Source organism: Aeromonas sp. R6-2, assembly GCF_040908155.1.
GTDB lineage: Bacteria > Pseudomonadota > Gammaproteobacteria > Enterobacterales > Aeromonadaceae > Aeromonas > Aeromonas schubertii.
On the sequence record NZ_JBFODE010000043.1, the window covers coordinates 20,989 to 33,056 of the forward strand.

9 protein-coding genes are annotated in these 12,068 nt (G+C 60.3%); 5 read left to right on the plus strand and 4 right to left on the minus strand.

All coding sequences use genetic code 11. The annotated features are described in order from the left end of the window. Positions 1-96: 96 nt before the first annotated feature. Both AB5Y48_RS11220 and AB5Y48_RS11225 read left to right on the plus strand, forming a co-directional pair. Positions 97-567: a GNAT family N-acetyltransferase gene (locus AB5Y48_RS11220; protein WP_050666894.1), complete on the plus strand. Its 471-nt coding sequence runs from the start codon at positions 97-99 to the stop codon at positions 565-567. A gap of 105 nt (positions 568-672) precedes the next feature. Next, a complete protein-coding gene (locus AB5Y48_RS11225) occupies positions 673-1,284 on the plus strand; it encodes a polymer-forming cytoskeletal protein (RefSeq protein ID WP_060586953.1) in 612 nt (203 codons plus the stop codon). Here the strand turns inward: AB5Y48_RS11225 and AB5Y48_RS11230 are convergent, their stop codons facing one another. Beyond that, positions 1,285-3,207 carry a methyl-accepting chemotaxis protein gene (locus AB5Y48_RS11230; protein ID WP_368164471.1) on the minus strand — a complete coding sequence of 641 codons (1,923 nt, stop codon included), beginning with the start codon at positions 3,205-3,207 and terminating at the stop codon, positions 1,285-1,287. A 564-nt stretch (positions 3,208-3,771) separates the two neighbouring features. Between AB5Y48_RS11230 and AB5Y48_RS11235 the strand changes: the two genes are divergently transcribed. From AB5Y48_RS11235 to ptsG, 3 genes are all read left to right on the plus strand, one after another. Next, positions 3,772-5,037: a maltoporin gene (locus AB5Y48_RS11235; RefSeq protein WP_368164473.1), complete on the plus strand. Its 1,266-nt coding sequence runs from the start codon at positions 3,772-3,774 to the stop codon at positions 5,035-5,037. A 75-nt stretch (positions 5,038-5,112) separates the two neighbouring features. Further along, positions 5,113-6,072: a MalM family protein gene (locus AB5Y48_RS11240; protein WP_368164475.1), complete on the plus strand. Its 960-nt coding sequence runs from the start codon at positions 5,113-5,115 to the stop codon at positions 6,070-6,072. A 405-nt stretch (positions 6,073-6,477) separates the two neighbouring features. After that, positions 6,478-7,929: a PTS glucose transporter subunit IIBC gene (gene ptsG, locus AB5Y48_RS11245; protein ID WP_368164477.1), complete on the plus strand. Its 1,452-nt coding sequence runs from the start codon at positions 6,478-6,480 to the stop codon at positions 7,927-7,929. An 89-nt stretch (positions 7,930-8,018) separates the two neighbouring features. Here ptsG and AB5Y48_RS11250 read toward each other — a convergent pair whose 3' ends face one another. The 3 genes from AB5Y48_RS11250 to glnD form a co-directional block, all read right to left on the minus strand. Continuing rightward, entirely contained in the window at positions 8,019-8,414 is a 396-nt protein-coding gene (locus AB5Y48_RS11250) for a DUF3461 family protein (protein WP_005351038.1), read from the minus strand. A 124-nt stretch (positions 8,415-8,538) separates the two neighbouring features. Continuing rightward, positions 8,539-9,366 carry a 2,3,4,5-tetrahydropyridine-2,6-dicarboxylate N-succinyltransferase gene (dapD, locus tag AB5Y48_RS11255; RefSeq protein ID WP_060586946.1) on the minus strand — a complete coding sequence of 276 codons (828 nt, stop codon included), beginning with the start codon at positions 9,364-9,366 and terminating at the stop codon, positions 8,539-8,541. Between the two features lie 88 nt (positions 9,367-9,454). After that, positions 9,455-12,058, minus strand: coding sequence for a bifunctional uridylyltransferase/uridylyl-removing protein GlnD (gene glnD / locus AB5Y48_RS11260; RefSeq protein WP_368164479.1), 2,604 nt, complete (start codon positions 12,056-12,058; stop codon positions 9,455-9,457). Positions 12,059-12,068: the final 10 nt, after the last annotated feature.

Sequence of the window (12,068 nt, forward strand, 5' to 3'; positions counted from 1 at the left end):
GGGCACCGCGTTGTGTTCACCTGAGCCCATTATTACAATCCGCGGGCCCCGATAGCCGGGGCCCTTTCTTTTAACCGTGTGATGCAAGGAGGCGTGATGAGAATTCGACGGGCGCAGCAGGGGGATGAGGCGGCCTTGACCCGCTTGCGGCTGGCCCTGTTTGTGGAAGAGGGGGATCTGGCGTCGGCAGGCGAGGATCCGGCGCTGACCCGTGTGCTGGCCGATTACTTCGCCCAGACCCTGGCGGATGGGGCCTGTCTGCACTGGGTGGCCGATGCCCAGGGGGAGGTGGTGGGGGCGGGCTCCCTGGCGCTTTTTTGCCGGCCCCCTTATCCGGGTAATCTGACCGGCCGTGAGGGCTACCTGCTCAACATGTTTGTGCTGCCCGCCTGGCGCCGCCGTGGGGTGGCCCGTGCTCTGGTCAGTGCGATTCAGGAGGAGGCCGCAGGGCTGGCCCTGGGCAAGGTGTGGCTGCACGCCAGCCCCATGGGGGAGCCCCTCTATCGGGCGCAGGGCTTTGCCGGCCACCCAGCCTATCTGGAGTGGCGCCCTCAAGTTCTCTCTTAAGCCGGTCGTTACCTCTTCACAGGCCGTCCACGGGGCGGCTGCACCGGGCGTGATGCGCCCGCCCTTTGCGCCCTCATTGGCGCCACCACAACAGGTTATCCACTCATGAAGTCAGCGGGTCGCGAGCGCCTGCTCACCCTCACCTGTCTGCTGTGGGGGTTGGCACTGCTTTGCTACATGCTGGGGTTGAGGCTCTACCTCATCCCCACGGGATGTGCCCTGGTGGCACTCATCGGATACGTGATAGAGAGATTCATTATGTTTGGTCGTGACAAACCCAAGGCCCCCGTCGCTGCGACAAGTGAGCCGGCGCAGACCGTATTGGCCGCAGAGGCCACCTTTACCGGCAACCTGCAGCTGCAGGGGCAACTTCTGGTCTTCGGGCGTCTGGTTGGCAATGTGACCATGACCGAGGGGCGGGTGAGGGTGATGCAGGGCGGGTGCATCGAGGGGGAGGTACACGCCCCCGAGGTAGAGCTGAACGGGGTGCTGGAGGGTACCTGCGAGGCAGCTTCGGTCGCCATCCTGGCCCATGGTCGACTGCAGGGGATCTGCCGGGGCGGCGCCCTCTCCATTCAGCCCGGCGGCGTCTTCCTCGGCCACTCCCAGGCGCTCGGTGAGACCCACTCCAATGTGACTCCCCTGGCCGGCGGCAAGGGGAAGGAGCCCAAGGAGAACAAGAAGAGCGAGCCCGCCCCCGAGGCCAAAGAGGCCTGATCACTGACGCAGGATGGCCGGGATCCGGCAGGCCTGCTCGCCCATGTGGCTGGCGACCCGGGTCGCCTCTTCGGTGACCCGGGACGACTGCTGGTGCAGCCGCTCCATCAGGTCGGCAAAGCGGGTCAGGTACTCTGACTGGGAGCGGGCATTGCCGGCCCCCTGACGGGCGATGGCGGCGGTGCTGCGCGCACTCTCTTGCATCGCCTGGGTGACCCCGAACAGGGTGCCTGCCTGGTGATGCTGTGCCCTGGCGTGGCGATCGATCTGCTCCATGGCGTCCGAGAGCCGGGTTCCGGCCCCCTGTAGCCGGTCGAGAATACCGACGATCTGCTCTAGCGAATGTTGGGTATCGGCCGAGAGGTGGCGCACCTCGTCGGCGACCACGGCAAATCCCTCTCCCTGTTTGCCGGCCCGCGCCGCCTCGATGGCGGCGTTGAGGGCCAGCAGGTTGGTCTGCTGGGCTATCTGACCTATCACCCCCACCATGGCCTCCACCTCGTTGAGGGAGAGGGTTACCCCCTTGATGGCACTGCGGCTCTCGTCGATGGCCCCCGTGGTGTTGCGACTCGCCTCAAGCATCGCCTGGACCACCTCCTCGCTCTCACGCATGGTGTGCTCATTGTGATGGGCGTGGTGTGCTATCTCGTCGGCCACCTGGCGCACCTCGGCTGTCAATTGATCGAGCTCTTTCATCATCGCTGCGCTCTCTTTGACGACATTCGCGGCATCCCGGGTGCGGTGACAGATCTGCTCAACATGGGTCACCATTTCGTTGAGATGAAGGGAGACGGTATCGAGCTGGCCGGCCTTGGTCTGACTGCTGCGCAGCCACTCTTCGATGAGGCGGTTATAGCTTTCGCCAATCTCGGCCAGCTCGTTGTCTTGACCCATGGGGGGAAGGGGCTCGGCCTGGCCGGTCTGCGCCAGTGCGGCGAAGGCCCGCTGCAGGCGCCTGAGCGGGCGCAATACCCAGCGATACTGAAAACCCCAGCCGAGCAGGGTAAAGATCACCAGGGCCGCGGCCATGGTCGCCATGGTCGAGCCCAGCTGCGACAAACCTTGCCGGCGGGCATCTTGCTGTGCCTTTGCCAGCTCATCGAGCCGCCCATAGAGCGAGGCCACATCCTGGCGGATCTGTTGGCGGGCCTGTTGCTGGCGAGCCAGCTGTCGGCTCGTCTCATCCAGCTCCTTGGGGTAGCGCCGCAGCAGGGAGGCGAGCTCATCCCTGGCCTGCTCACCCAGCTCGGCGGGCGGTGCCGGGGTGAGCAGGGGGAGCAGGGGCTCCTCTTTCTCTTCCAGATGGCCCAGCAGGGGAAGGGCCGCGAGCTGCCGGTACTGGCCCTGCATCAGCGCCAGAGTCTGCTCCAGCGCCTTCTTGTTCCCCGCCACTCCCTGGCTCTGATAACTCTCCCTCTGGTGGATAAGCTCGACCAGGGTGGTGGCCAGGGCCTGCGCCTGGGCCTGATAGGCCAGGCGCGCCGGCTCCAGTGCCGGTTCGACCGGTCGTCCCGCATAGGCAAGCAGCTGGCGGATCTGCCCGGCTATCTCCTGCTCAGCGTGTTGCAGCAACAGGGCCGGGGTACCCGAGAGCTTGCCGGCGGCCAGGTAGTCACTCTTCATGCGCTGGCGCAAGGCCCCCAAGGCATCCATCAGCTCGGGTCGGTCAGGGGAGAGCTGCTCGATGGCGGCGTCGAGCAGGCGGATCGCCTGCTGCAGGCTCTCGCTGTTACCGCTTCCCAGATACTCCTGCAGCCTGGCAGGGAGTTGCTGACCGAGTCGCTGCTGCAGTCGCTGAAGGGTAAAGAGGGCCTGTTGATCGGCACTCAACTGTCGGGCTCCCTGCCAGAGCGTCAGAGTCACAGTGCCGGCCAGCAGCAACAGACAGAGGGAGAAGAGATGAGTAAAGCGGCCGATGCGCATGGTACGACTCCTCAGGGTGGAGGCCAGTCCAAACCGGATGGGCAGAGCCTAACGAGGGTTCGTGATGGAAAGATGACAGGGAGAACAGATTCAAATATGGGTTATTTGAGTCTCTATATTTTCCAATTTATTTATGCTCCGGCTGGAACTTTTTTGGTCGAATCGGCTCTTAATAATCAGCATTATTAATTCCCTCTTGGTGGATGTTTTTTAATCTGGAAAGCGCTTTCAATCATATTTTTATGGTGAAATGAGTTCTCTCGCGCTTAATTTCAGGGGATTAATAATCAAGGATACCGCTTTCATGAGCAATAAAAGCGATGTGTGCCTCTCGTTTCTTGGTTGTATTGACCAATGGAAAACGCTTTCATTGGGTTTTGTTTCAATGAGATCTTGTTTGGCGCAATTTGTCGCCGTTTTGTGAATTGCTTCATGGTTTCCTTCGTTAACCTCTTCCTATAATCCGCTCGGTTATCACGCCACGCATTTTCGACATCGGCTGGCGGCGATAGTGAACCGGATTTTGGAACACACATCCACAACGGGAAATTAAGGAACTAAAACATGAAAGCAAAGTGGCTCCCGATTGCTGCAGCAGTGACCGCTGCCCTGGCCTCCGCCTCCGCCTCTGCCGTTGATTTCCACGGCTACTTCCGCTCCGGCGTCGGTGTTTCCGATAACGGCGATATGCAGACACTGGGCGATGCGTTCAAGCATCGTGTTGGCCGCTTGGGTAACGAAAATGATACCTACGGCGAAGTTCAGCTGGGTCAAGAGGTCTACAACAAGGAAGGCAAGTCTTTCTATGTAGACTCCATGTTTGCCATGACCTCTGGTCAGAAGCGTGACTGGGAAGCCGACAGCACCAGCGGTGATGCGACCTTCGCCCTGCGCCAGTTTAACGTTCAGGCCAAGAACCTGTTCGGTGGCAACGAGACCCTGTGGGCCGGTAAGCGCTACTATCAGCGTCACGACATCCATATCTCCGATACCTACTACTGGGATGTCTCCGGTGCCGGTGCCGGTATCGAGAACATTCAGGCCGGTCCTGGCAAGCTCTCCGTAGCTGTACTGCGCAATGATCCCTGGTCCGAGTACGATGCCAAGGATAACACCAAGACCCTGGACACCAACGTCTTTGACATTCGCTACGCCGGTATTCCCCTGTGGGCTGATGCTTCTCTGGAGCTGGGCTATGACTACGCCATGGCCAACCCGACTGACCAGCAGGACAAGCAATTCCCGAACATCAACGATGGTCACATGATCACCGCCGAGCTGACTCAGGGCATGCTGGGTGGCTTCAACAAGACTGTCGCTCAGTACTTCATCGATGGCCTGGCTGGTCAAGCGACCAGCTATGATGGTGGCTCCGGTAGCGGCCTGCAGGCTGCCTCCAAGAGCGGTGATGGCTTCCGCTTGATCAACTGGGGCGTGCTGCCGGTTGGTGACAAGGTAGAATTTGGCCACCAGATCGTCTACGGCAAGTCCAGCGATTTCTCTGCCTGGGGTACCGAGTATGATGATCGCGATACCTTCTCCGTTGTCGTGCGTCCCATGTACAAGTGGAACGACTACATGAAGACCATCGCCGAAGTAGGCTACTACAAGGAGCACGAGACTGTTAAGGGTAGTGCCGAGAAGTCTACCGATGGTGCCAAGTACACCCTGGCGCAAGCCTGGTCTGCGGGTTCCAGCTTCTGGGCTCGTCCGGAAATCCGTGTATTTGCCTCCTATGTACAGCAAGATGGCGCCTTCCGTGCCGATAGCAACGGAGTCAAGCAAGACGACGCCTGGAACTTTGGTGTTCAAGCCGAAGCCTGGTGGTAATCTGTTGCCAAGTTGACAACTCGCGCCCCCGCATGTCGGGGGCGTATCTTTTGACCGTATTGAAAGGGAAGTGCAATGACCTATACCAAGATTGCTCTGGCCATGGTGTGTGGATTGGCATTGGGGGGCTGCGCGACGCTGGAGAGCGCAGTGGCGCCCACCAAGGAGTACAAGGCGGTGCTCGATGGCCGGGAGCAGGCAATGAGTGCCCTGAGCCAGACCCAGCCTTGCTGCCGTGATCTTGCCTCCCTGCCCTACAAGGTGCTGGCGGTGGGCGACCAGATTGTCTCTATCGACAGCGCTTCTACGGCCTATCAATTTGAAGAGGGCAAGAGCTATTTTGCTGCCTTCCGCTTGCCAGCAAACAGTGGCGACCTGCGCATCACTGTGGAGGGTGTGATTGAGAAGAGCATGTTCAATCCGACCGTGTTGATGCTGGACTCTCGCTTCAAGGTGACCCGTAAGCTGGGTAAGGACCTCTTCAAGTACGAGCCGGCCAGGTTGCTTAAAGGCGACAGGGTGGAGGCCGTCTTCACCGTGGATCGCAGCTATGTGGGCAACCCCAATAACGAAACCTACATGGTTATCTACACCGATCCCAAGGGGTTGGATGAGACCACGACCATCATGAGTCAGGCCAAGTTGATGGCCAAGTCCTTGAGTGTGGTCGACTACGGGGTGAAAGATCCGGTGGTCCCTCACTCCCCCTGGGGGGTGGTCAACCTCTCTGTTGAAGATTTGAGTGGCAACAAGACCGACAGCAATTACTACAAGCCGGTTTATCAGGAGGCCATCGATGCCAATGCTCCTGTGGTCAATGAGGCCCCCAACAAACTGGTGGTCCCCCTGGCAGCATCGACGTCCAAGCCTGCCATGCTAAGCGAGACCGAGGCCTTCTATCGCACTCAGATTGGCAATGCGGTCAAGGCCGGTGATATCGAGAAGGCGATGAAGCTGGTGGATGAGGCCGAGCGGGCCGGTTCGACCAGTGCCAGACAGGCCTTTGTCGATGCGGTCAAACAGTCGCAAAAATAGGTACAGAGCCCTGAAAGACTCCCGCCAATGGCGGGAGTTTTTATTTTACTTGCCGCCGCCAGGTTACACTTGGTTACATTGTGAAATGTTGGGAGATTATTGGTTGTAAGGGGAATACAGTTGGTGACGGATATTAATATATATTTCTGCTAGGGTTATATTTGCGATATATCATCTTTTATTTACCCCTCGGTTCTTTCCTTAAGCAATCTTGTGATCCTTGCTCCAAATTTGTTTTATTGCGGCTTATTGATACAGCATCTTGTTCGATGAGCAGTTATATTTACCCCGTCTAACAATAAACTCTCGGGTCGATTCGTTCTCTGCAATGTTTCAGGGATGGATGGTAGTGACTCGGTTTCGGTTGACCCTAATGGTAAATAATCCTCATCAGGAGCACACACAATGTTGAAAAATGCATTTTCCAACCTGCAAAAGGTCGGTAAATCGCTGATGCTGCCTGTGTCCGTTCTGCCGGTAGCAGGTATTCTGCTCGGTGTCGGCGCAGCCAAGTTCAGCTGGTTGCCAGCGATTGTCTCTCAAATCATGGAACAGGCCGGTGGTGCCGTCTTCGGCAACATGGCGCTGATCTTCGCTATCGGTGTGGCCCTGGGCTTCACCAACAACGACGGTGTTGCCGCCCTGGCCGCCACCGTTGGCTATGCCATCCTGACCAAGACCATCGGTGTGGTCGCCCCCATCGTCGCCGGCCTCGACCCGGCTGCTGCCGATTATGCCGCCATGGCCGACAAGGTCTCCAACGTGGGTGTGCTGGGCGGTATCGTAGCCGGTGGTATCGCCGCCTACATGTTCAACCGCTTCTACCGCATCCAGCTGCCCGAATACCTGGGCTTCTTCGCCGGTAAGCGCTTCGTGCCCATCATCACCGGTCTGGCCGTTATCGTGGCTGGCGTGGTCATGGCCTTCATTTGGCCGCCCATCGGCGCCATGATCCAGAGCTTCTCCCACTGGGCTGCCTATCAGAACCCGGCGCTGGCCTTCGGTATCTACGGTATCGTCGAGCGCGCCCTGATCCCCTTCGGCCTGCACCACATCTGGAACGTGCCCTTCTTCTTCGAAGCCGGCTCCTACACCAACGCAGCCGGTCAGGTGTTCAACGGCGAGATTGCCCGCTACATCGCCGGTGACCCCACTGCCGGTAACCTGGCCGGTGGTTACATGTTCAAGATGTACGGTCTGCCTGCTGCCGCTATCGCCATGTGGCACTCCGCCAAGCCGGAAAACCGTGCCAAGGTCGGTGGTATCATGATCTCCGCCGCCCTGACCTCTTTCCTGACCGGTATCACCGAGCCGATTGAGTTCGCCTTCCTGTTCGTGGCGCCGGTGCTGTACGCCATCCACGCCCTGCTGGCCGGCTCTGCCTTCGTGGTGATGATCCTGCTGGGCATGAAGCACGGCACCACCTTCTCCCACGGTCTTATCGACTACATCGTGCTCTTCTCCCAGTCCACCAAGGGCTGGATGTTCCCGGTGATCGGTCTGTGCTACGCCGCTGCGTACTACGCCATCTTCCGCGTCGCCATCAAGGCGCTGGATCTGAAGACGCCGGGTCGTGAAGACGCTACCGAGGAAGAGTCTGTGGGCGAGATGGCCGAGCACTACATGGCCGAGCAACTGGTGCTGGCCTTCGGTGGCAAGGATAACATCGCCTCTCTGGATGCCTGCATCACCCGTCTGCGTGTCGGCGTGAAGGATGTGGCCAAGGTTGACCAGGCCGGCCTGAAGAAGCTGGGCGCTGCCGGTGTGGTAGTCGCTGGCTCCGGTGTCCAGGCCATCTTCGGCACCAAGTCCGATAACCTGAAGACCGACATGGACATGTGGATGAAGTCTCACTAATCCCGCTCCAGTCACACGAAGGGGGAGGCCATTGGCCTCCCCCTTTTTTGTCTTTGGATGCCCCTGTACACTCGGGGCATCCGGCGGGATTAGAGCTTCTCGAGATCCTGCTCTATCTCGCGGATCTTGTTTTGCACCACCTTCTCCAGGTGGCGCAGGTCCTTGAGGATCTTCTGCTTGATGTCGGCGTTGGCCGAGGTGGCGTGCGCTCCCTGGGTGATGATATCGAGCTCGTCCACCACGTATTTGAGATTGGCGTTGATCTCGGTGATGTCCTTGTACTCGTGGGTGCCGGAGTCGACCAGTATGGTCTTGCGCTGACGGGGGTACTTGAACTTGACGCTCTTGGCGAAGAATTCCCCTTTCTGCTTCTTGAAGTAGATCTTCAGGATGTCGTGCCCCGCCTCCTGGCGCAGGGTGTAGCTCTCTATGCTGTCGGGATCCTGGATCCCCAGGCTCTTGAGGTTTTCAAACTGCTCTTGCATTACGGCTCCTCGCATCAAAACAGACCTTTCCCGTCTATCTTAACCCAAGGCGTTCAGGCGGCCTGTGACCCCGCTTGGAAAAACAAAAGGGCGCCATAAGGCGCCCTTGTTTCATGTGCTCGTCTTACTCGTCGATGGAGCGCAGCAGGGCGTTGATCCCCACCTTGGCACGGGTCTTGGCGTCGACCTTCTTGACGATGACGGCGGCGTAGAGGCTGTATTTGCCGCACTTGGAGGGCAGGGAGCCGGAGACCACCACAGAGCCTGCCGGCACGCGGCCGTAATGGATCTCGCCGGTCTCGCGGTCATAGATGCGAGTGGACTGGCCGATGAAGACACCCATGGAGATGACGGAGCCCTCCTCCACGATCACCCCTTCCACCACCTCGGAGCGGGCGCCGATGAAGCAGTTGTCCTCGATGATGGTCGGGTTGGCCTGCAGCGGCTCGAGCACGCCGCCGATGCCGACGCCACCGGAGAGGTGAACGTTCTTGCCGATCTGGGCGCAGGAGCCCACGGTGGCCCAGGTGTCGACCATGGTGCCCTCATCGACAAAGGCGCCGATGTTGACGTAGGAGGGCATCAGCACGGTATTGGGCGCGATGAAGGAGCCCTTGCGCGCGGTGGCAGGCGGCACGACGCGCACGCCGGCGGCCTTGAAGTCGTCGCTGCTGTAGCCGGAGAACTTGAGGGGGACCTTGTCATAGTACTGGGCATCGTCGCCCTTGATGATGGCGTTGTCGTTGATGCGAAAATAGAGCAGCACGGCTTTTTTGAGCCACTGGTGCACCACCCACTCACCGGCGATCTTCTCGGCGACCCGCGCCTGGCCTTTGTCGAGCAGCTCGATGGCTTGCAGGATGGCGGCCTTGGTCTCGGCATCGACGGTACCGGGGGTGATGGTGTCGCGGCGCTCGAAGGCGGCCTCGATAATCTGTTGCAACTCGGTCATGACGGTTCCCTTTCAAAAAATTCTGTTTGTTGTATCACACTTTTACCCTCGAGTTCAGCCATCTTGCGGGAGCGGTTTCTGCGTTTGCTCACGCCTGAGTCAACTGGGCCAATTGCTGCACCAGACGGGTCTCCAGCAGCTGCTGTTGCTCGTTGTCGAGCGGCTCCCCCTCCAGGGTGGTGAGGCTGAAGAAGTCCTCGACCCGTTCGCCGATCGTGGTGATCTTGGCGGCGTGCAGGGTCAGTCCGCACTGCTGGAACACGGCACCGATACGGGCCAGCAGGCCGGGGGCGTCGAGGGCGATGAGCTCGACCAGGGTGTGCTCTCCCTTGTGCGGCAGGAAAGTGACCCGGGTCGGCACGTCGAATTGACGATGGCGCCGCGATGGCGGCTTGCACCGCAGTACCAGCTTGCCCGGATGTTGCAGCGCCTTCTCCAGTGCCCCCTTGATGGTGGGGAGGCGGTTCGGACTGATGGGCTGGCCATTGGGCTCGAGCACGATAAAGGTATCGAGCACGAAGCCACTGCGCGAGCTCATGATCTGGGCGTCGTGGATGTTGAGGTTTTTCTGATCCAGGGTCGAGGCCACGGTGGCGAAGAGATTGGGCATGTCGTGGCAGTAGATGAAGATCTCGCTCCCCCCCCGGGTCGGGTGTTTGCCGACCAACACCAGGGGATGGTCACCCTCTTGCTCGAGAATATGGCGGGTGTGCCAGGCGATTTGCTCCGGGGTGTGGCGCAGGAAGTAGTCCGCCTTGAAGTCCCCCCACAGGGTGTTGATCGCCTCCTCGCTCATCTCGCGTTGGGCCAGTTGCTGCTTGGCCTGACGCTGGTTCTCGCGGATCTTGAGGCGCATGTCGGGCGGGTTCTCGAGTCCCAGGCGCAGGGCCTTCTGGGTGGCGAAGAAGAGCTCGCGCAGCAGGGTCCCCTTCCAGTCATTCCACAGGGTGTCGTTGGTGGCGCAGATGTCCGCCACCGTCAGGCAGCAGAGCAGCTCAAGGTGGAGTTCGTCGCGCACCTTCTGGGCAAAGTCGGTGATGACATCCGGATCGTAGATGTCCCGGCGCTGGGCGGTCACCGACATCAGCAGGTGGTGGCGCACCAGCCAGGCGACCAGCCGGCTCTCGTAACGATCGAAGCCGTGCAGCTGACAGAACTCGAGGGCATCGACGGCGCCAAGCTCCGAGTGATCCCCCTTGCGCCCCTTGGCGATATCGTGGAACAGGGCCGCCACGTAGAGCAGCTCGGGCTTGCGCAGCTGGTTGAACAGCTCATGGCAGAGGGGATGGCGCTTGCGACTCTCGGGATCGGCGAAGAAGTGAAAGTGCTTGAACAGGCGGTGGGTGTGCTCATCGACCGTGTAGGCGTGGAACATGTCGAACTGCATCTGACCGACGATGAGGTTCCACTGGGGCAGATAGGCCGCCAGGATGCCGTACTTGTGCATCAGGGTCAGCGGCAGGCCGATCCCCCCCGGATGGCGCAGCAGGAGCATGAACAGGCGCCGGCACTCGGGGATATCCTGCAGCCAGCAGCCGAGCCGGCGGCGCGCTTCGCGCAGCTGGCGCAGGGTGGCCGAGTGAATGCCGGTCACCTTGGGGTGCTGGGCTATCTGGTAGAAGAGGCGCAAGATGGCGGCCGGTTCACGGATGAAGAGATCCGGCTCGACCGCATCGATGAGGCGACCGCGCAGCTGAAACTCGTCACAGAGGCGGCGCACATCCATGGCACTGTTGCCGAGGATCGCCTCGTCAAACAGCTGCAACAGCATCTCGTTGAGCTCGGCCACCCGGCGCACCGTCTGGTAGAAGCGCTTCATCATCTGCTCGACCGGGCTGTTACCCTCGCCGGTGAACCCCAGCATCTGGGCCACGGTGCGCTGGCGATCGAACAGCAGGCGGTTATCCCCCTTGTTGATGGCCATGTGCAGGGCGAAACGCACCTTCCACAGGAAGTTCTGGCAATCCTGCAGCTCACGGTACTCGGCCTGGTTGAGAAAACCGTGGCTGGTCATCTCCATCAGGGTGGTGGCCCCGAAGTGGCGACGGGCGACCCAGGCCAGGGTCTGGATGTCGCGCATGCCGCCAGGGTTGCTCTTGATGTCGGGCTCCAGCTTGTAGGCGGTGCCCAGAAACTGCTGGTGGCGCTCCTGCTGCTCCTGACGCTTGGCCCGAAAGAAGGCCTCACTCGGCCAGAAATGGGCGGGAGCGGTGGCGTGTTTGAGCGCCTCGAAGCCGGGGAGGGAGCCCGTGATGTAGCGTGCCTCGATGAGGTTGGTGGCGATGGTGATATCCCGCCGCCCCTGCTCGACACACTCGGCGACGCTGCGCACCGCCTGCCCCACCTCGAGGCGCAGATCCCACAGGAAGGCGATGAAATCACCGATGCGCAGGCCCAGTACGTCGTCCGGCTCCTCTTCATAGAGCAGCAACAGATCGATGTCGGAGTGGGGGTGCAGCTCGCCCCGGCCATAGCCGCCGACGGCGATCAGGGTCAATCCTTGTACCCGGTCGAAACCAAATTGCTGCCAGAGGTCGATGAGCAACCCATCCATGAAGCGGGCGCGTTCGGTGACCAGGGTGATGATCTCTTCACCGGCCTCGAAGCGGGTCTGTTGCTGGCTCATGCAATGGGCCAGCCGCTCCCGGTAGTGATCGCGATCCAGCGGGGAGGGGAGAGAAAGGGCGTCCATGATGTTGCGT